Annotated in this window: 21 protein-coding genes, 1 tRNA gene and 1 riboswitch; of the genes, 17 read left to right on the forward strand and 5 right to left on the reverse strand. The window is 39.6% G+C overall.

Going from position 1 to position 18,775, the window contains the following annotated elements:
- Positions 1 to 45 precede the first annotated feature (45 nt).
- Together IHV12_RS15975 and IHV12_RS15980 are read left to right on the forward strand one after the other, a co-directional pair.
- A complete protein-coding gene (locus IHV12_RS15975) occupies positions 46 to 678 on the forward strand; it encodes an MBL fold metallo-hydrolase (protein WP_197191482.1) in 633 nt (210 codons plus the stop codon).
- 20 nt (positions 679 to 698) lie between these two features.
- Positions 699 to 1,766 carry an SAM-dependent methyltransferase gene (locus IHV12_RS15980; protein WP_197191483.1) on the forward strand — a complete coding sequence of 356 codons (1,068 nt, stop codon included), beginning with the start codon at positions 699 to 701 and terminating at the stop codon, positions 1,764 to 1,766.
- 36 nt (positions 1,767 to 1,802) lie between these two features.
- Here the strand turns inward: IHV12_RS15980 and IHV12_RS15985 are convergent, their stop codons facing one another.
- Positions 1,803 to 2,051 carry a DUF2626 domain-containing protein gene (locus IHV12_RS15985; RefSeq protein WP_066242314.1) on the reverse strand — a complete coding sequence of 83 codons (249 nt, stop codon included), beginning with the start codon at positions 2,049 to 2,051 and terminating at the stop codon, positions 1,803 to 1,805.
- Positions 2,052 to 2,236: 185 nt separating this feature from the next.
- On the opposite strand from IHV12_RS15985, the gene IHV12_RS15990 reads away from it, so the two are divergent.
- A complete protein-coding gene (locus IHV12_RS15990) occupies positions 2,237 to 2,626 on the forward strand; it encodes a Spx/MgsR family RNA polymerase-binding regulatory protein (protein WP_197191484.1) in 390 nt (129 codons plus the stop codon).
- A 39-nt stretch (positions 2,627 to 2,665) separates the two neighbouring features.
- Here IHV12_RS15990 and IHV12_RS15995 read toward each other — a convergent pair.
- Positions 2,666 to 2,740 (reverse strand) — tRNA-Gln (locus tag IHV12_RS15995).
- A gap of 124 nt (positions 2,741 to 2,864) precedes the next feature.
- Between IHV12_RS15995 and comGA the strand changes: the two genes are divergently transcribed.
- From comGA to IHV12_RS16040, 9 genes are read left to right on the forward strand one after another with little or no spacing between them, the layout of a single operon-like run.
- Complete coding sequence (gene comGA, locus IHV12_RS16000) at positions 2,865 to 3,965, forward strand: competence type IV pilus ATPase ComGA (protein ID WP_197191485.1); 1,101 nt, start codon at positions 2,865 to 2,867, stop codon at positions 3,963 to 3,965.
- 10 nt (positions 3,966 to 3,975) lie between these two features.
- Positions 3,976 to 4,947, forward strand: a complete 972-nt coding sequence (comGB, locus tag IHV12_RS16005) for a competence type IV pilus assembly protein ComGB (RefSeq protein ID WP_197191486.1) — start codon at positions 3,976 to 3,978, stop codon at positions 4,945 to 4,947.
- Between the two features lie 11 nt (positions 4,948 to 4,958).
- Positions 4,959 to 5,261 carry a competence type IV pilus major pilin ComGC gene (gene comGC, locus IHV12_RS16010; RefSeq protein WP_197131051.1) on the forward strand — a complete coding sequence of 101 codons (303 nt, stop codon included), beginning with the start codon at positions 4,959 to 4,961 and terminating at the stop codon, positions 5,259 to 5,261.
- Positions 5,258 to 5,716, forward strand: coding sequence for a competence type IV pilus minor pilin ComGD (comGD, locus tag IHV12_RS16015; RefSeq protein ID WP_197191487.1), 459 nt, complete (start codon positions 5,258 to 5,260; stop codon positions 5,714 to 5,716). The genes comGC and comGD overlap by 4 nt, the downstream gene beginning before the upstream one ends.
- On the forward strand, positions 5,700 to 6,032 hold the full coding sequence (locus tag IHV12_RS16020) for a hypothetical protein (protein WP_197131044.1): 333 nt from the start codon (positions 5,700 to 5,702) through the stop codon (positions 6,030 to 6,032). The genes comGD and IHV12_RS16020 overlap by 17 nt, the downstream gene beginning before the upstream one ends.
- The gene (locus IHV12_RS22925) at positions 6,016 to 6,456 is read left to right on the forward strand and encodes a competence type IV pilus minor pilin ComGF (protein WP_197191488.1); all 441 of its coding nucleotides are present in this window, start codon (positions 6,016 to 6,018) and stop codon (positions 6,454 to 6,456) included. The genes IHV12_RS16020 and IHV12_RS22925 overlap by 17 nt, the downstream gene beginning before the upstream one ends.
- Positions 6,449 to 6,823: a competence type IV pilus minor pilin ComGG gene (gene comGG, locus IHV12_RS16030; protein ID WP_197131038.1), complete on the forward strand. Its 375-nt coding sequence runs from the start codon at positions 6,449 to 6,451 to the stop codon at positions 6,821 to 6,823. Before IHV12_RS22925 ends, comGG begins: the two co-directional genes overlap by 8 nt.
- A gap of 2 nt (positions 6,824 to 6,825) precedes the next feature.
- On the forward strand, positions 6,826 to 7,344 hold the full coding sequence (locus IHV12_RS16035; RefSeq protein ID WP_197191489.1) for a shikimate kinase: 519 nt from the start codon (positions 6,826 to 6,828) through the stop codon (positions 7,342 to 7,344).
- A 46-nt stretch (positions 7,345 to 7,390) separates the two neighbouring features.
- Complete coding sequence (locus IHV12_RS16040; protein WP_197131034.1) at positions 7,391 to 7,579, forward strand: YqzE family protein; 189 nt, start codon at positions 7,391 to 7,393, stop codon at positions 7,577 to 7,579.
- 46 nt (positions 7,580 to 7,625) lie between these two features.
- Here IHV12_RS16040 and IHV12_RS16045 read toward each other — a convergent pair whose 3' ends face one another.
- Together IHV12_RS16045 and IHV12_RS16050 are read right to left on the reverse strand one after the other, a co-directional pair.
- Complete coding sequence (locus IHV12_RS16045) at positions 7,626 to 8,402, reverse strand: YqhG family protein (RefSeq protein ID WP_197191490.1); 777 nt, start codon at positions 8,400 to 8,402, stop codon at positions 7,626 to 7,628.
- Positions 8,371 to 10,068, reverse strand: coding sequence for a DEAD/DEAH box helicase (locus IHV12_RS16050; RefSeq protein WP_197191491.1), 1,698 nt, complete (start codon positions 10,066 to 10,068; stop codon positions 8,371 to 8,373). Before IHV12_RS16050 ends, IHV12_RS16045 begins: the two co-directional genes overlap by 32 nt.
- 117 nt (positions 10,069 to 10,185) lie before the next feature.
- Positions 10,186 to 10,271: riboswitch (glycine riboswitch) on the forward strand.
- A 177-nt stretch (positions 10,272 to 10,448) separates the two neighbouring features.
- Here IHV12_RS16050 and gcvT point away from each other — a divergent pair.
- Genes gcvT through gcvPB form a run of 3 tightly spaced genes read left to right on the forward strand, consistent with a single transcriptional unit; the run spans position 10,449 to position 14,374 of the window.
- Positions 10,449 to 11,549, forward strand: coding sequence for a glycine cleavage system aminomethyltransferase GcvT (gcvT, locus tag IHV12_RS16055; protein WP_197191492.1), 1,101 nt, complete (start codon positions 10,449 to 10,451; stop codon positions 11,547 to 11,549).
- 21 nt (positions 11,550 to 11,570) lie between these two features.
- Positions 11,571 to 12,935 carry an aminomethyl-transferring glycine dehydrogenase subunit GcvPA gene (gcvPA, locus tag IHV12_RS16060; protein WP_197191493.1) on the forward strand — a complete coding sequence of 455 codons (1,365 nt, stop codon included), beginning with the start codon at positions 11,571 to 11,573 and terminating at the stop codon, positions 12,933 to 12,935.
- Complete coding sequence (gene gcvPB, locus IHV12_RS16065; RefSeq protein WP_197131024.1) at positions 12,911 to 14,374, forward strand: aminomethyl-transferring glycine dehydrogenase subunit GcvPB; 1,464 nt, start codon at positions 12,911 to 12,913, stop codon at positions 14,372 to 14,374. The genes gcvPA and gcvPB overlap by 25 nt, the downstream gene beginning before the upstream one ends.
- A 47-nt stretch (positions 14,375 to 14,421) precedes the next feature.
- On the opposite strand, the gene IHV12_RS16070 is transcribed toward gcvPB, so the two are convergent.
- Positions 14,422 to 14,799 carry a rhodanese-like domain-containing protein gene (locus tag IHV12_RS16070; protein ID WP_197191494.1) on the reverse strand — a complete coding sequence of 126 codons (378 nt, stop codon included), beginning with the start codon at positions 14,797 to 14,799 and terminating at the stop codon, positions 14,422 to 14,424.
- A 149-nt stretch (positions 14,800 to 14,948) separates the two neighbouring features.
- Between IHV12_RS16070 and IHV12_RS16075 the strand changes: the two genes are divergently transcribed.
- Together IHV12_RS16075 and IHV12_RS16080 are read left to right on the forward strand one after the other, a co-directional pair.
- Positions 14,949 to 15,785 carry a lipoate--protein ligase family protein gene (locus IHV12_RS16075; RefSeq protein ID WP_197131017.1) on the forward strand — a complete coding sequence of 279 codons (837 nt, stop codon included), beginning with the start codon at positions 14,949 to 14,951 and terminating at the stop codon, positions 15,783 to 15,785.
- 362 nt (positions 15,786 to 16,147) lie between these two features.
- Positions 16,148 to 18,709, forward strand: coding sequence for a vitamin B12-dependent ribonucleotide reductase (locus IHV12_RS16080; protein WP_197191495.1), 2,562 nt, complete (start codon positions 16,148 to 16,150; stop codon positions 18,707 to 18,709).
- The last annotated feature ends 66 nt before the right edge of the window (positions 18,710 to 18,775 follow it).

An 18,775-nucleotide genomic window follows, 5' to 3' on the forward strand; every position in this document is an offset into this window, starting at 1 on the left:
AGTGTAAGATAGAAAGTAATAACTTGCAATTGGAGGCTATAAACAATGAAGTGGAAAAAGTTAACGGTAGGACCTGTACAAGAGAATACATATATTATCTACAATAATCAGAACGAAGCTATAGTCATCGATCCGGGCAGTGAAGGTAGAAGGATCATACAAGCATTAGAGTCATTAAAGGTAAGACCTTTAGCTGTTTTATTAACGCATGCTCATTTTGATCATATCGGGGCTGTCGATGACGTGCGTGAAAAATATAATATACCGTTGTATGTTCATAAAAAAGAAGCAGATTGGCTGAGTGATATAAAAAAGAATGGATCAAAATATTTTGGTCAGAGTATTACAGCAAAGCCAGCAAGCCACATTTTAACGAATCAAGATAATACCTTGAAGATCGGAAGTTTTTCATTCGAGGTCCTAACGACTCCAGGTCATTCGCCGGGAAGTGTTTCGTATTATCATAAGAGCAGTGGTGCTGTTTTTTCAGGTGATGCATTGTTTGCAGGAAGTATTGGAAGAACAGATCTTCATGGTGGGGATCAGGATGTGTTGATTAATAGTATTCATGAAAAGCTGCTTAATCTGCCAGAAGAAACGGTCGTTTTATCAGGTCATGGCCCTGAAACAACAGTGGGAATGGAAATGGATTCGAATCCATTTTTAAGCGGGTTTTAATTGTGTTACCCACGAGTTTCTTGCAAAAAAAATTAGCAACAGATGAATGGATAACAATGGAAGAGTTCATGGGACATGCCCTGTATCATCCGATAGAGGGTTATTACATGAAACAGAACGTGAAGATCGGTAAAAACGGAGACTTTTATACAGCAAGCCTTGTTTCAGACGTATTTGCTATGGTATGGGCAGATTTATTTGTACGTACGATCGCTGATAATAATCTCGATCCAATAGTCGTGGAGTTTGGGGGAGGAAGCGGTCATTTTGCTCGGCAAGTTCAAGAGAGTTGGTCTTTACGATCAATCGAACACGTTTCATATGTCATTGTAGAACCGAGTCCGTATCACAAAAGCTTATTGGAAAAGAAATTGGCTGGATTTCCAATTACGATTCTTTGTTCATTGGATGAACTTATACAGCGTTACCCATCATTCAAAGGAATTATATTTGCAAATGAAGTTCTTGATGCGTTTCCACTTCGGATCTTTAAACGAAGAAAAGAAGAATGGTATGAAAAAGGAGTCTCTCTTCACAAAAACACTGAAAATCTATGTTTTGTTTATCGGCAACTGGAAAATTCATCATTACAAAAGACATTGGATGAAATCTTTTCTTTTAGAGACAAAACAAATGAACTTGAAGTTTCCTTTTCCATGCTTACTTGGCTAAAAACCATTTACGAATGGATAGAAAAAGAATCTTGCTTGTTTTTTGTTGATTATGGATTGATTGGCGAAGAGTGGAACACTACACATTTAAAAGAAGGAAGTATTAGGGGCTATTATCGTCATCAAATACAAAACAATCCGTTAGCATTTCCCGGGATGATGGATATTACGTTTCACATAGATTGGGAACAAGTGATAAAAGCAGGTAAAGATTCTGATGTAACTACATTAAGTTTAAAGAATCAAGGAGATTTCTTATTAGAGGAAGGACTATTATCCTTGTTAAAAGATACACATAGTCTTGATCCATTCTCCATCGAACATAAGAGAAATCGGGCCATACGTTCATTCCTACTGGATCACACACTAGCGAATGGATTCCAAGTTATACAACAAAAAAAGCAGACCGTATCGTAACGGTCTGCTTTTTTGTAGCTACTTTTAGAGAACTGATTAATGTCCTCCACCAGCGCCAGGAGTCATCATAAACGTTGACCAGTATGTAAAACCAACAAAGAAAACAGTTAAATAAGCACCAAAGATATAAATATACATACGCTCAGATAAGTTCAAATACCCTAAAGAAACGAACATAATCGTTTGTCCTAAGAACAATAACGCCATGTCTTGCATATCGCCTAAATAAGCCATGACTCCGATGATTCCAGTCCAAAAGCCTAAAACCTTATACATTCTTGACATATGTATCCCCTCCTTTTTTCGCCAATACTTGTATCCTTTAGTATTATATATGAGTTTCCACTCACTTGTAAATGCCAATTGTAAGCGGATAAATACACAATTAAAAGATAATTCATGAATATTAGCTGTTTTTTGGTTTATTATGCCTCTTTTAAAGGTAATGTAAACCAAAAGGAGTGAGTCTTATGAGTTCAATAATATTCTACACATACCCAAGCTGCACGTCGTGCCGTAAAGCAAAAATGTGGCTGAAGCAAAATAAAGTATCGTTTGATGAAAGACACCTATTTAAAGAAACGCCAACGGTTGAAGAACTTAGAGAGCTATTGAAACTTACAAAGTATGGAACAGAAGATATTTTGGCTAAAAGAAGTCAGTCTTTTAAATCACTAGATGTTGATATCTATGATCTTTCAACCAATGAACTATTAACGCTATTGAGTAAAAATCCAAAACTGTTGAAGCGGCCATTAGTGACAGACGGGAAACAGCTCATTGCGGGGTATAGTCCTGGAGATATGAAAAAATTATGTTCTACAAAAGAAAAAGAACACATCTCTAGTCATGTGTCCTGAATATAGCACTCTTTGCTTTTAAAGAGTGTTATTTTTTTTTGGCTGGGCTAGCTGGATTCGAACCAACGCATGACGGAGTCAAAGTCCGTTGCCTTACCGCTTGGCTATAGCCCAATGCAACAATACTAGTATGAGCTCTGTCGAAATTTATATGCATTCATTTTTTTAAAAAATGCAGGAATTGTCGTTTTATGACAGAATTAATATACCAATCCAAATAAAAGGGAGATGATACCACTTGCCGATTAAGCTGTTAGGCAATTCAATCCTTCATGAGGCAGTAGTTCAGAAAGCAACAGACATTCATTTTATACCGATAAAAAAAGGGGGAATCGTTCAATTTCGTATAGATGATCGGCTGATTGAACACAGAAAGCTTTCTCAAGAAGAGTATATCAGGGTGCTCGCTCATTTTAAATATTCTGCAAGAATGGACATTGGCGAACATCGCAAGCCACAGAGCGGTTCAATGGACGTTTTGATCAATAATGTAAATGTACATCTTCGTTTTTCATCTATACCATCCGCGTTTAATGAATCACTCGTCATTCGATTACTTCCTCAGCAAGAAACACTAACTCTTCAAGAACTATCACTTTTTCCTCAAGTGTTCCAAAAACTTTTATCCCTTATTAAACGTTCCAGCGGTCTACTATTGTTCTCTGGCCCAACCGGATCCGGTAAGACCACCATCTTATATTCTTTGCTTCATCACCTTCAGAAAAATTATAAACGGCAAGTAGTAACTCTTGAAGATCCCGTAGAACGGAAAGTAGATACGTTTCTGCAGATGGAAATTAATGAAAAAGCAGGTCTGACATATGGTGAAGGTTTCAAGTCATTGTTGAGGCATGACCCCGATGTGATCATGATCGGTGAGATCAGAGACGAATCGACTGCAAGACTTGTTATTCGTGCATCATTGACGGGACACCTTGTGCTGTCTACGATGCATGCTGCAGATTGTATCGGGTGTATTGAGCGACTTCGAGAATTTGGCATACAAGAAACTGAACTGCAACAAACATTGATGGGTATTGTATCTCAGCGACTGATTTCGATACCGTGTCCTTTTTGTGGAGACGATTGCGTTGATTTTTGTTTTAAATTCAGAACGTATAGAAGAGCAGGAATCTACGAGATGCTTTGTAATCAAGAATTATTATCTTCTTTAAGTAACGTTGACATGCCTACTTATAAAAATCTCTCTTTTTCCTTTAATCATGCCTTTGCAGCAGGTTATGTAACAAAAGAGAGCTATGAAAGATGGATGGGAGGAGAAACAAAAAGTGATAAGAAGGGGCTGGAAACGGGCTTCTCAAGGGACGTTTCTTTATAAGCTTGGCTTTTTGTTGGATCAAGGCTACACGATTAACAAGAGCATCGAACTCGTCAGGTCACAGCTTCCGCAAAGTAAGCAAGAAGTAGTGGATGATATGCTCGATATCCTTGCTTCTGGAAATTCGGTTATCGAAATCTTTTCACCGCTACAATTGCCAAAGGAAGTAGTAAGTTCGTTATCGATAAACAGTGCGAACGGCAACTTGACAAGAAGTCTCATGGAGAACGGGACTTTTATGAAGAAAAAAGCTGAATGGCGTGCACGTCTGAACAAAGCCATCAGATATCCTCTCTTTCTTCTATTCCTCACAGCGTGGATTGGGATTGTGTTTTATCAATTCTTATTTCCTCAATTTTCAATCCTATTTTCATCGTTAGAAGTCAAAACTCCGATGTTTACTACATGGATGCTTACTTTTTTAGGGTTTATACCACTTTTGGGAATATACTTCCTGGCTTTATGCTTCACTTTATGGATTGTTATTATCATTATGAGAAAGAAAGCAAAGCCTTCTACACAGATGGAGCTACTCTTGCGAATTCCAATCTTAAAAAATTTTCTTGTTTTATTGAATACTCATTTTTTTAGTGTGAACTTCGGCTCGATGCTGCAAAGTGGTTTATCCGTTTCGGACGCTCTTCTTGTTATGGAGGATCACTTAAACAAAGGTTTTTATAAGGAAGAAAGTCAGAGGCTTCAGAAAGGTCTCTTGAATGGAACTGAACTTACTGACCTTTTGCTTGCGAAGTCATATTTTACGAAAGAACTAGCTAATATCGTTCGCTTTGGATTAGCTCATGGTGAACTTGGGAGAGAATTAATTTCGTATGGCGAATGGATCTTTAAGGAGTTAGAAGAAAAGATCTACATGTCATTGCAAAAGATACAGCCTATTCTATTCGCTGGGATTGGAGTTTTTGTCTTACTTATGTTTGCCTCTATGTTATTGCCTATGTTTACACTCATGGAAGCATTATGAGGAGGAAGAATATGAAAAATGAAAAAGGATTTACTTTAATTGAAATGATGATCGTGCTCTTGATCATTTCAGTTTTGATGCTTATCGCCTTACCAAGCATGACGAAGAACAACAGTCTCGTAAAATCATTAGGCTGTGAAGCGACCATCGATCTTGTGCAGGGACAAGTTGGAGCGTATGAGGCAGAAAAAAATACACTACCTACAATTGAAGAACTTCATGATGGGGGATATATTGATACGGTAACATGTCCAGACAAAAAACCTTTACTGATCGATAGTAATGGAGTCGTAACTGTGAGCAGTGAGGAGTGAATGAAGGGCTAGAGCACATAAAGAAAAGTCAATTAGGATTTAGTTTGATCGAGATGATGATCGTACTTGTGATCATCGCAACAATCAGTGCTGTTGCGTATCCCTCGTATGGTAGTTTTCAAAGGAATCGAGAGACCGAATACTTTATACGAACGTTTCAAAAGGACATCGTTCACATGCAGCAAAAAGCGGTAAATGAGAATCGAATCTATAACTTATCGATCGATAATGAGAACCATATATATGAAATACGAGGAAACGGCAGTAAAAAACCTGTAAAAAAGATTTTTCCAAAGCACATCTGGTTTGAGAGCTATTCGATGTTATTAGCTGTGCAATTTAACCAGAATGGAAACATCAGTCGTGCAGGGACAATTTACATCCACTCTGCTAATACTTCATATAAGATGGTTTTTCAATTGGGTAAAGGAAAATTTTATGTTGAAAAACAATAATGGTTATTTACTTATTGAAGCCATGTTTGGTGTTTTGTTGATCTCAGTAGTGTTTTCGATCTGTTTACCTTTCCTATATATCTCGTATCAAGAACAACAAACATCAGAGCAACTATTATATGCGATGACAGAAGCGGATCATGCTGCTGCAATGAGAAGCATCACTAGGCATGAGACAGATGAGCGTGAGTGGTTAGTTGAAGGAACAGAATATAAGCTAAAAACACGAAAAGGTGTGACGGATGAATACAAAACTTGTATTTCGTTCAGAGGTTCTAACAAAAAAGAGTATACCGCGTGTGCGAGTTCATTATGAAATCACCGCAGACAAAAACGGCTATACGCTTGTAGAATCAATAATTGCTCTAGGTGTATTGATCGTAACTACTTTGGTGATTTCACTGTTATTAACGCACCTACAAAAACATCCGCAATCTGTTCAGTCTGAAGAAACAGCATTATTTTTTTCAATGATCGGAAAGGAAATAAGAGAAGCAGCAACAGTTGAGGTGAAGAACAACGCATTGTTTATTACTTTATCAACAGGTGAAGTGATCAGTTTCACACGTTATCATTCTCTTATTCGAAAACAAGTTAATGGATTAGGTCACGAAGTTTGGGTGCAGAATATTCAAGAGATGAAAGTAGAAGAAATAAATGGTAGTTTTATTAACGTTACATTGAATGATAAGGAAGGAAATCAAGTTCGTCGTGGTTTTCGGAGAATTGGTTATGAATGAGAGAGGAATGGTTTATCCGTTAATCTTAACTCTTTGCTTTATCATGTTAATTTTCTTTAGTTTTCTAACCGAAAAAGTTGCTTCAGAACGACAGTTTGTTTTTATGCAAGAAGAGCATCTTAGACAAATTCGATTGATTCAGCAAGGTGTTGATCGAGCACTTGTTGAGGTAGAAGGTCCGGCGGTCTATCCGTCAGAACGAAGCCTAAGTGTGAACGAAGGGACACTAAAGATGATTGTCACGCAAATATCTGTTGATGAAGTGATGTTCATGATTGAAGCTGTTACAATTCGCCAGTCTACAAAAAGGGTAAAAGTGTATTATAATGTAACCCAGAAAAGTGTTACAAAATGGGTGGAGGGTTAAATTTGAACACCATATATTTAGTCGGTTTCATGGGATGTGGAAAAACATCTGTAGGGAAGCAGCTTTCAAAACGGTTAGAGGTTCCTCCTTATGATGTCGATTCAACGGTTGAAAAAGATCGCGGACAAACGATAAAAGAAATATTTAAAAACGAAGGGGAAGAGGCGTTTCGTAATTACGAGTCGCTTGCTATTCGACAATTACCCGTACAACATGCTGTTGTTATGACAGGAGGCGGTGCGGTCGTAAGAGAAGAAAACTTAACGTATATGAAGAACAATGGAATCGTCATCTATTTAAAAACTAGCTTTCCAGTACTTTGGAGTAGGTTAATGAAAGAAGAAGAGAGAAACAAGAGGCCGATCATTTTAACTTCTTCAAAAGAAGAGGTACAGAAACTTTTTAACAAGAGAAGTTCACATTATGAAAAAAGTGATATCGAGATCGTCACAGATCAATTAACAACGGAAGAAGTATGCGAACAAATCTTAGAAAAGTTAAGCCGTTTAAATACACAATAATTGGCCAAAACTAAGAAGTGATTGCTTCAATAAAGGAGTTTTGCCAATGGCCGCAGGATCAGATGTTATTAAGTTCCTTACACAGAGAGTCGTTAAATACTTGGACGAGCCAAAATCAGTAAGAAAGGAAAGGCGTATCACGAAAAAGAATGAGCGTGAGCCTTTATTAACTTACTTATTTGGAGTTGTTCCGATGGGACTTGGACTAGTGTTTCGTAGAAAGAGAAAAAAATAAGGCTGGAAAAAGGAAGAGCAGGGATACAGTTCCCTGCTCTTATTTTTTATGCAAGATAGAAAAGTCCACCATTTATGATCTCCACGATAATCTGTGGTTCATATTGGGTGCGAAGTGCTTCTTTTTCAATATGATAGGCTTCAGGTTTCGTTAAAGAATCTTCATAAAAACTCTCTAGTAGTTCTAGATCTTCATTCCATCTTTTTTTGGCATCCTCGGCCCACGTGTGATCATCTACATCAATGACTTCCTGAATTTTGTTTTCCAATCTTTTTATCGCACTCTGAGGCTTAATAAAAGGAGAGAGCGTATAACAAAAATCGGGTATTCTTTTCGTTAGCAGCATCTTTTGAAGACGTTGATGAAAATGATCTTCAATGGTTCCGTTGATTAGTTGTATGCCATATGAGAGTACTTGATCTTTTTTCTGATCACATTGATACGTAACTTTAACGTTTAAGCATAGCCATGGTTGCAGGGGAACCTGTGCTCCTTGTTGAGGAACAGATTCATACAGCCGAATGAATGAAGCGAGCTTCTTCGTAGAACCAAAAATCTGATGAAGTCTCGGCGAACCAAAGTGGATAAATTCACCTTTTCCATCAGGTGCTTGTTGTTGACCCGTCACTAAAGTCAGCGTCATCGGATTCGGGGTACCTCCCGTTTTTTCGAGATAGTGCCAGTAGAACGGACGGTTCATTAAAACTTTATCAAGTTCAGTTGTCAATTGAACTTTCATGTAACTAAAGTTTTTCTCTTGAATACGGCATTCATTTGCATCGAAATAGCGTTCAAGAAAGCGATGAATCTCGTGCTGCTGCATGCTCTTCCCATCCTTTCTGCTTTATCCCGCCATCGAGGTTGATCAAGGAAGCAAGGTTATCCATTTTCACGCGGATCTCACCTTCACTTTCAGACGTATTCATGATGTCTGCGATATGGCGTTCTATGTTCTTGATTTCGAATTTCGTTAAAATTTCATCGAGCTCCCCAATAACACTTTCAAATAGATTGATCTTGTTATAAAGCAAGTTTAAGATGTGTTCTTCAATCGTATTCTGAGTGGCGAAATTATAGATATGAACGTCACCTTGCTGACCGATCCGGTGGATACGTCCGATCCGCTGCTCAATCCTCATCGGGTTCCACGGAAGATCGTAGTTGATGATATGCTGACAGAACTGCAGGTTAATTCCTTCACCACCTGCTTCCGTTGCGATCAACACTTGTGCTCGTGTTCTGAAGAGGTGAGTCATCCAATCTTTTTTACTTCGTTTAAATCCTCCTCTAAACGGTACAGAAGAGATGCCGTGCTGCTGCAAAAACCATTGTAAATACAATTGGGTCGCCCGATATTCGGTAAAAATGATGACTTTGGAATCGATCGATTGAATGAGTTCTAACGCTTTTAGAGCTTTAGAGTTTTGATCGACGAGTTCAATTTTTTTCATCAACTCTAAGACTCGTTGTTCCATTAAAGAGTTAGAAAGATTTTTTTGAAGCATATTTTTTAAGGTTAGAAAAACAGCTTCCCGCGAACTGCATGCTTCCCGCTGCAAAGTTACGATCGAAAACTTACTTCGGTCAAAGTAAGAATCTTTTTTAAGTTGAGAGATTTCATCGTATAGTTCACGTTCTGTTTTTGATAATGTAATAGGAATGGTTTGAACAAGACGCTTCGGCCATTTTAGGCCAGTCTCTTCTCGTCGGTTACGAACCATCACCTTGTTTACGAGCTGCTTCAGCTTTTCTTCATTTTTTAGTGAATATTTATCTTCTTTATAATCTTTGTCAAAGTTTTCTCGATTTCCTAAATGGCCAGGCTTTAATAGAGATACAAGATTAAAAATCTCCTCAACTCTGTTTTGTACCGGAGTAGCTGTTAAGAGTAAGCAGAACTTCTTTTTCAATAACTGTACAAATTCATAGTTTTTCGTTTTCTTGTTCTTTAATTTGTGCGCCTCATCGATAATAACAAGATCATAGTCTTGATTAAGAACAATGTCTCGGTGTGGTGCGCGTTTAGCCGTATCAATAGAAGATACCACTACATCGCATTGCTCCCATACATAAGCTTTTTTTTGAGCGATTGCAGGAATAAAAAACTTTTGATTCAACTCGTTCGTCCATTGAATTACGAGTGAAGCTGGAACGAGAATCAAAATTTTCTTAGCGAGCCGGCGTATCATGTACTCTTTTAGAATCAAACCTGCTTCAATCGTTTTTCCTAACCCTACTTCATCTGCCAAGATTGCTTTTCCGTTCATCTGTTCAATAACGGTAGTCGCAACGTCCAGCTGATGAGGCAAAAAAGTCATCTGTGGGAGGTGATCTGGAGCTTGAAGGCCGAGAAAATCAGGAATTGCTAAGTGGTGTTCGGCTTCAAGTGCTAAGTTATATAATTCCCAATTGGCCCAAGGTCCATCTTCTTCCACACGCTTTAAAAAGTCATCATGCCATTCTCGCTGAAACTGAACGTCGATTTTCATAACGGATTTCCTTTCTTTAAAAAAGTTCGTTGCCATTCCTTTTGTAAAAATGATAGGATAATAATGTAGTAAACATAGTAATAGTATGTGCGACCTTGGACAATAACATACTCGCGAATGAAAGTAAGAGGAGAGACTGCGTTAGCGGCGCCGAAGGAGCAAACAATTGTGAAACTCTCAGGCAAAAAGACTCTTGCTAGACGCATCTCTGGAGAGTGCTTTTTTTAATAGATGAAAGCCACCAACGAAGAAACTCAAAAGATTTTTTTGAGAAACTTACAGGTTGCAGGACAGAGGATCCCATTTTTAAGGGGTCTTTCTGTCCTTTTTTTGTCCAGAAAAGTCCGAAAATTTTTAAGTATGAAAAAGGAGGAATTCACATGGCTACATTGTTACGAACACCGTTATTTGAGACATACAAAGAACACGGTGGAAAAGTAATTGATTTTGGTGGTTGGGAGTTGCCTGTTCAGTTCTCAAGTATCAAAGAGGAACACGAAGCTGTAAGAACGAAAGCCGGTTTATTCGATGTATCTCACATGGGAGAATTTGATGTTCGAGGACCGAATGCCTTGTCGTTTCTACAATATACAATGACCAATGATGTTTCGAAACTTCAAAACGGCCAAGCGCAGTATACGGCTATGTGCTATGAAAACGGCGGTACAGTAGATGACCTTTTAATCTATAAAAGAGATGAAAACGATTACTTGCTCGTTGTGAATGCCTCAAATATTGAAAAAGATTTCGAATGGCTTATGAGCAAGAAGCCTGAGGGTGTAGAACTCGTGAATGTATCTCCTGAATATGCGCAACTCGCTATTCAAGGGCCAAGAGCAGAAGAAATTCTTCAAAAACTTACGGATACAAATCTTTCTGAGATCGGATTCTTCCGTTTTAAAGAAGATGTTTCACTAGCGGGAATATCTGCTCTTGTGTCTCGAACTGGCTACACAGGAGAAGATGGCTTTGAGATCTATTTAAAAACGGAACATGCTGAAAAATTGTGGAGATCTGTTCTTGAAGCAGGTCAGGAAGATGGATTGCTCCCTGCAGGACTTGGTGCACGTGACACGTTGCGCTTTGAAGCAAAACTTGCGCTATACGGTCAAGAACTTACAAAAGAAATTACTCCGATAGAAGCTGGTATCGGATTCGCTGTAAAAACAGATAAAGAAGCAGATTTTATTGGAAAAGAAATTCTAGCAGATCAAAAGAAGAATGGCGCACCACGTAAGCTAGTTGGTATTGAAATGATCGATAAAGGTATACCGCGATCACATTATGAGGTATTTAAAGGTGATGTGAAGATCGGAGAAGTTACTACGGGGACACAGTCGCCAACATTGAAGAAGAATCTAGGACTTGCTCTTCTAGAAAAGGATTTCACGGAGCTTGGTACAGAGGTAGAAGTACAGATTCGTCAAAAACGTTTAAAAGCAAAAGTAGTCGCTTCACCATTTTATAAACGAGGAAAATAAGACATTTAAGGGGGAGAAACCATGACGTTCCGCTATTTGCCGATGACTGATCAAGACAAAAAGGAAATGCTTGAAACGATTGGAATCGAAACGACAGAAGATCTTTTTCAGGATATTCCGGAAGAAGTTCGGTTTAAAGGACGCTTACAAATCGAGGAAGCTTTGTCAGAACCTCAACTAGTTAAAGAGATGGGCCGCTTGGCTGCATTAAACAAGAATACAAAAGATCACGCATCATTTCTAGGAGCAGGTGTGTATGATCATTACACTCCATCGATCGTGAACCATATGCTTCTTCGTTCAGAGTTCTACACGGCTTACACGCCATACCAGCCTGAGATCTCTCAAGGTGAACTTCAAGCAATCTTTGAATTTCAAACGATGATCTGTGAATTGACAGGTATGGATGTTGCGAATTCTTCCATGTATGATGGTGGAACTTCACTTGCGGAGGCTGGTTTATTATCAGCAGCTCAGACACGCAGAAAGAAAATCGTTGTATCCAAATCCGTACACCCCGAATCACGTGCCGTTTTGCACACGTATGCAAAAGGCCAGCATCTTGAAGTAGTAGAAGTGGATACAGAAGATGGTGTTACCTCATTAAATGCATTGCGTGCTGAAGTTGATGAACAGACAGCATGTGTGATCGTTCAATATCCGAACTTCTTCGGTCAGATCGAACCGTTAAAAGACATAGAAGAAATCGTGCACAGCGCAAAAGGAATGTTTGTAGTTTCTTCAAATCCTTTGGCATTGGGCGCTTTAACTCCTCCTGGTAAGTTCGGTGCTGATATCGTAGTCGGTGATGCACAGCCGTTTGGGATCGCACAAGGTTTTGGTGGACCACACTGTGGGTATTTTGCCGTAACAACAAAATTAATGCGTAAAGTCCCTGGCCGTTTGGTCGGTCAAACGGTTGATGAAGACGGGAAACGCGGATTCGTTCTTACTCTTCAAGCGAGAGAACAGCATATCAGACGAGATAAAGCGACGAGTAACATCTGTTCGAACCAAGCGCTTAATGCACTCGCTGCTTCTATTGCTATGACGGCACTTGGAAAACAAGGTGTGAAAGAAGTAGCGCACCAAAATATACAAAAAGCTCATTATGCGAAAAAAGTTCTTGAGGAAAAAGGATTCAAGACAACATTCACTGGACCTTTCTTTAACGAGTTTGTTGTTGAGTTAAAGTGTACAGCTAAAGAAGTGAACAGAAAACTATTAGAATCTGGTATCATCGGCGGATATGATTTGGGTCTTTCGTATTCAGAACTGAAGAACCATATGCTTCTAGCGGTTACCGAAATGAGAACAAAAGAAGAGATCGATCAGCTTGCAAATGTATTGGAGGGATTAGCATGCGTACAGAACATCAGTCATTAATTTTTGAATTGTCTAAACCAGGTCGAGTAGGGTACAGCATCCCTGAACTTGACGTTCCAGAGATTAACGTAGAATCTATCATCCCTTCCGATTATTTGCGTACGGAAGAAGCGGATCTTCCTGAAGTGTCAGAGCTTCAAATCGTTCGTCATTATACTGCATTATCTAATCGTAACCATGGTGTGGATTCTGGTTTCTATCCACTAGGTTCATGTACGATGAAATACAATCCCAAGATTAATGAAGATGTAGCACGATTCCCTGGATTTGCACATATCCACCCTCTCCAAGATGAAGAGACGGTGCAAGGTGCGATGGAGATGATGTATCGTCTGCAAACATCGCTTGCTGAGATCACGGGAATGGATGAAGTGACGCTTCAACCAGCAGCAGGTGCCCATGGTGAATGGACAGGTCTTATGATGATCCGTGCTTACCATGAAGCAAATGGTGACTTCAATCGTACAAAAGTAATCGTTCCTGATTCAGCACACGGTACAAATCCTGCGTCTGCAACGGTTGCTGGTTTTGAATCGATCACGGTGAAGTCCGATGAGCGCGGACTTGTTGATCTAGAAGATTTGAAACGAGTAGTCGATCAAGATGTTGCGGCTCTTATGCTTACAAATCCGAATACGCTTGGTCTTTTTGAAGAGCATATTCTAGAAATGGCAAAGATCGTCCATGAAGCTGGCGGAAAGCTATACTATGATGGTGCTAACGCAAATGCGATATTAGGATTTGCTCGACCTGGAGACATGGGCTTTGACGTTGTTCACTTAAATCTTCATAAGACATTTACAGGACCTCACGGTGGTGGTGGACCTGGATCAGGACCAGTAGGAGTTAAGGAAGATCTGATCCCATTCTTGCCAAAACCAGTTCTCGTTAAAGAGGACGATCTTTATAAGTTTGAATATGATCGCCCGCAATCGATCGGAAGAGTGAAGCCATTTTATGGTAACTTCGGCATTAATGTACGTGCGTTTACGTACATCATGACGATGGGGCCAGATGGTTTGAGACAAGTATCTGAGAATGCTGTATTAAATGCTAACTATATGATGCGCCGACTTGAGCCTCATTTTGATCTACCGTTTACGCAGCACTGTAAACATGAGTTCGTATTATCTGGACGCCGCCAGAAAAAACTTGGCGTAAGAACGCTTGATATTGCAAAACGTCTTTTAGATTTTGGCTATCACCCACCAACGATCTACTTCCCGTTAAGTGTGGAAGAAGCGATCATGATTGAGCCGACAGAAACTGAATCTAAAGAAACACTCGATGAATTTATTGAAAAAATGATTCAGATATCAAAAGAAGCAGAAGAAACACCTGAATTGGTTCAAGAAGCTCCTCACACTACAGTTGTTAGACGACTGGATGAAGCAACAGCTGCAAGAAAGCCAATCTTGAAATATATAAAACAAGTTTAGACATACAAAAAAGCAGCTCGGATGATTTTCCGGGCTGCTTTTGATGTTTAGTTTGATTTTACGCGGCCCGTCCATTTGCGGAAGCCGCCATGTAGATGATGAAGTTGGCTATACTTTTTCATTTTAAGAAAATTGGCTGCACGAGCACTTCTGAATCCACTTTCACAATATAGATAAACAGGCTGATCGCTACGCACTTCTTTTAAGCGCTGTCTCATTTGAGAGAGAGGAATGTTACGTGCCCCTAGAATATGTCCTTTTTTAAATTCTTCAGGCTCACGAACATCGATCAATTGAGCTTTTCGATAACCTGCTTTAAACTCTTCCTCATTTAACGTAGTTAGAAATCTCTTTTGGTATAATCCCATACCAATCACATAAACCAATAACGCTACTACAATACCTGCTAAAACTATCCATCCCATAACGCTTGCACTCCTTTAAACAATCTACCACAATTATAGCGGTGCACGGCTCTATAGGCAAAAGAAAAATCTGACTTTAAGCGATTGTTTTGACACATTCGCCGAATTTGGTACACTAGTTACGAATGAATGGCAGGGAGACGAAAAACGTGGAAAAAGAAAACTGGTATTATATCGATTCTGGAAATTGCGAACCTGCAATTAATATGGCAATGGACGAGGCGCTTCTAACATGGCACAGCGAGGGAAAGATTCCACCTGTTATCCGCTTTTACGGATGGAATCCAGCTACATTATCCATTGGATACTTTCAAAAAGTAGAAAAAGAGATTAACCTGGATGCAGTAAAAAAATACGGGCTAGGCTTTGTTAGACGCCCAACTGGAGGACGCGGAGTTCTTCATGATCAAGAACTTACGTACAGCGTCATCGTATCTGAAGCACACAAAGATATGCCGCAAAGTGTAACCGAAGCTTATCGAGTGATCTCAGAAGGAATAAAAGAAGGATTTCAAGGCTTAGGCTTAGATGCTTACTTCGCTGTTCCGAAAACAGAAGAAGAGCGTGAAGGGTTGAAGAATCCTCGATCAGCAGTATGTTTTGACGCTCCTTCGTGGTATGAACTAGTCGTTGAAGGTAGAAAAGTGGCGGGTAGTGCCCAAACAAGGCAAAAAGGTGTGATCCTGCAACACGGATCTATCCTTCTAGATTTAGACGAAGACAAATTGTTCGATTTATTTAAGTATTCAAGTGACAGATTAAGAGAGAGAATGCAGACAGCTTTTAAAAAGAAAGCAGTAGCAGTCAACGCTCTGCTAGATGTTCCTGTTACAATTGAAGACGCGAAGATAGCCTTTAAAAAAGGCTTTGAGGACGGTTTGGACGTAAATCTTGTACCGTACACACTTACAGACGATCAGTGGGCAGAAGTAAAGCACATAGCCGATACTCGTTATCGTAACGATGAGTGGACGTTCAGGCGTTAATAGAAAAAAATCGAAATCTCAATAAGAGATCTCGATTTTTTATTTTTTCTCTATAAAGATCAGAAAAAAAGATGTCAAGATATTAATTTTTTTTGGAAAATAGAAGGAATTTTTGAAAACCACGTGTTTGTACGGCTTTTTAAAACTACCAAATTATACAAATCTAAAATAAAGCCAATTCATTAATAAAATCATCATAAATTTACAAGAATCAAGGAATTGCTGTAATATCCTCATGATTTTAAGTTTGACAATTTTTTTTCTTTGACATGTGGTTTACGTATATATAGTATAAGGGTAGAACTTATACATACAAGATATAGACATGCATCCGTATGTGATTTAAATAGAGGAGGAGAAATATGGACACAGTCGCAACTGTTAAAAAGGGTATTAACATTGATGCTCTCAACAGTGATATAGCTCAATTTCCACAAGTACACCCCATAACTTCTACGATGAAAACAACACACAAAGGTGTTTCTAGGCTTGTTATGCTAGACCGATACAGCTTTAAAGACACTGAGAAGAAAACGTTAAAACCGGGTGACTTTGTTGTATTAACGGTAAAAGAGGACCCGAAATTTCCGGCAAGAGGGCTAGGCTATATTCAATCTGTCAACTGGGACGATAAAAATGCAGTTGTATTGGTTGAAGATGAGTTTAAAGCAGTATTAGAGAAGCCTGAAGAAGCAGAATCTGGTTTGATCACACGTTCACTAGATGTGATGGACAAGCCGTTAGAAGTTTACTACGAGCAGATCGCACTAAGAAATGCTACAGGCTTAGCATCTGTGGAAACGACGGAAGAAAAGCGCAAAGAATCATTTCAAAAGTTTTACAAAGAGCTTTCAGAGATGAACTTTGTACCTGCTGGACGTGTTTTATATGGCGCAGGTGCAGAAACAGATGTAACGTATTTCAACTGTTATGTGATGCCGTATGTAAAAGATTCGCGTGAAGGCATCTCAGATCACCGTAAGCAAGTTATGGAGATCATGAGTCGCGGAGGCGGAGTTGGAACGAACGGATCTACACTTCGACCGAAGAACGCACTAGCAAGAGGCGTAAACGGAAAATCATCTGGATCTGTATCCTGGTTGGATGACATCGCGAAGTTAACGCATCTGGTCGAGCAGGGAGGAAGTCGCAGGGGAGCCCAGATGATCATGCTGGCCGACTGGCATCCTGACATCATCGATTTCATTATTTCTAAGATGCAAAATCCTCGCATTTTACGTTACTTGATTGAAAATACGAATGACGAGAAGATCAAACAAGTTGCACAAGATAAATTAAAATTCACACCGCTGACACCAGCTCAAAAAGCGATGTACGAAGGAATCCTTCGCTATAAAGATATTCCAGGAACAGGCGGATTTGATTCTGACGTTCTACGCGATGCTGAGACAATGCTTCGCGACGGAGGAACGTATAGCGTTCATAATTCTGAGTTCTTAACAGGTGCGAATATCTCAGTTACGATTACAAAAGAATTCATGGAAGCCGTAGAAAATGACTCTGAGTATCTGTTGCGTTTTCCTAGCGTTGAAGCTTACACGCCAGAAGAAATGGAAGCTTACAACAACGAGTGGCATGAAGTCGGAGATGTTCGTGTTTGGGAAGAGAAAGGCTATGGTATTCGCGTTTACAAACGAATTCAAGCGCGTGAGCTGTGGAACCTGATTAACATTTGCGCCACATACTCTGCTGAGCCAGGTATTTTCTTTATTGATAACGCAAATGACATGACGAACGCTACCGCTTATGGACAAAAAGTTGTAGCAACAAATCCATGTGGAGAACAACCACTTGCACCGTACAGTGTCTGCAACCTTGCTGCAGTTAACCTTGGAAACATGGCTGACAAAGTAAACAAAACGGTGGACTTTGAAAAGCTAAAACAAACGGTTGAAGTTGGCGTACGTATGCAGGACAACGTAATTGATGCAACACCATACTTCTTAGAACCTAACCGCGTCCAAGCTTTAGGCGAACGTCGAGTAGGGCTAGGAGTTATGGGGCTTCATGACCTTTTGATCTATTGCGAGACTGTTTACGGATCTGAAGAAGGAAACAAGCTTGTTGATAAAATTTTCGAGACGATCGCCGTAACGGCTTACCGCACTTCAATCGAACTTGCTAAAGAGAAGGGAAGCTTCCCGTTCTTAGAAGGCGATTCAGATGAAACGACTAACGAGTTGCGTAGACGATTTACTGAAACAGGTTATATGAAGAAGCTTCCTGAGGATATTCGTGAAGACATCTTAAATTATGGGATTAGAAACTCTCACTTGTTAACGGTTGCTCCAACTGGATCCACAGGAACCATGGTTGGTGTCTCCACAGGATTAGAGCCTTACTTCTCTTTCTCATACTTCCGCAGTGGTCGTCTTGGGAAGTTTATCGAAGTGAAAGCTGATATCGTTAAGGAGTATTTAGACAGCAATCCAGAAGCGAACGAAAATGAGCTTCCTGAATGGTTTGTTGCCGCGATGGAGCTAGCACCAGAAGCACATGCAGATACGCAATGTGTCATCCAGCGTTGGGTAGATAGCTCGATCTCAAAAACAGTAAACGCTCCTAAAGGTTACACGGTTGATCAAGTTCAAAAAGTATACGAACGTCTTTATAAAGGTGGAGCAAAAGGTGGTACGGTGTACGTTGATGGAAGCCGTGACTCACAAGTTCTTACACTAAAAGCAGAAGAGACTTTTGAACAGACTGAGATTGATCTAGGTATGGAAGAAGAAAAAAGCAAAGTTGTTATTTTAGATACGATTACTGACCTTCGTTCTACAGATGTAACCATCGGTAACGAAGTGGGTAACACTTGCCCGGTATGCCGAAAAGGGAAAGTGAAAGAAATCGGCGGCTGTAACACGTGTACGAATTGTAACGCTCAATTAAAATGCGGATTATAAGAATGGAGGGAAGGAACTGGAAATGTTCCTTCCCTTTTCTTTTGGTGTTATTAGCACATACTAACT

Origin of the sequence: Fictibacillus sp. 7GRE50 (assembly GCF_015903875.1) — a bacterium.
GTDB lineage: Bacteria > Bacillota > Bacilli > Bacillales > Fictibacillaceae > Fictibacillus > Fictibacillus phosphorivorans.

Bases quoted from the DNA above. Each gene is read 5' to 3' on its own strand.
- IHV12_RS16045 (WP_197191490.1), bottom strand. From the start codon at position 8,402: ATGCAGCAGCACGAGATTCATCGCTTTCTTGAACGCTATTTCGATGCA.
- comGG (WP_197131038.1), top strand. From the start codon at position 6,449: ATGAATGAGAGAGGAATGGTTTATCCGTTAATCTTAACTCTTTGCTTT.
- comGC (WP_197131051.1), top strand. From the start codon at position 4,959: ATGAAAAATGAAAAAGGATTTACTTTAATTGAAATGATGATCGTGCTC.
- IHV12_RS15985 (WP_066242314.1), bottom strand. From the start codon at position 2,051: ATGTCAAGAATGTATAAGGTTTTAGGCTTTTGGACTGGAATCATCGGA.
- IHV12_RS16080 (WP_197191495.1), top strand. From the start codon at position 16,148: ATGGACACAGTCGCAACTGTTAAAAAGGGTATTAACATTGATGCTCTC.
- gcvPB (WP_197131024.1), top strand. From the start codon at position 12,911: ATGCGTACAGAACATCAGTCATTAATTTTTGAATTGTCTAAACCAGGT.
- IHV12_RS15990 (WP_197191484.1), top strand. From the start codon at position 2,237: ATGAGTTCAATAATATTCTACACATACCCAAGCTGCACGTCGTGCCGT.
- IHV12_RS16020 (WP_197131044.1), top strand. From the start codon at position 5,700: ATGTTGAAAAACAATAATGGTTATTTACTTATTGAAGCCATGTTTGGT.
- IHV12_RS16050 (WP_197191491.1), bottom strand. From the start codon at position 10,068: ATGAAAATCGACGTTCAGTTTCAGCGAGAATGGCATGATGACTTTTTA.
- IHV12_RS16040 (WP_197131034.1), top strand. From the start codon at position 7,391: ATGGCCGCAGGATCAGATGTTATTAAGTTCCTTACACAGAGAGTCGTT.
- IHV12_RS16070 (WP_197191494.1), bottom strand. From the start codon at position 14,799: ATGGGATGGATAGTTTTAGCAGGTATTGTAGTAGCGTTATTGGTTTAT.
- IHV12_RS15975 (WP_197191482.1), top strand. From the start codon at position 46: ATGAAGTGGAAAAAGTTAACGGTAGGACCTGTACAAGAGAATACATAT.
- gcvPA (WP_197191493.1), top strand. From the start codon at position 11,571: ATGACGTTCCGCTATTTGCCGATGACTGATCAAGACAAAAAGGAAATG.
- gcvT (WP_197191492.1), top strand. From the start codon at position 10,449: ATGGCTACATTGTTACGAACACCGTTATTTGAGACATACAAAGAACAC.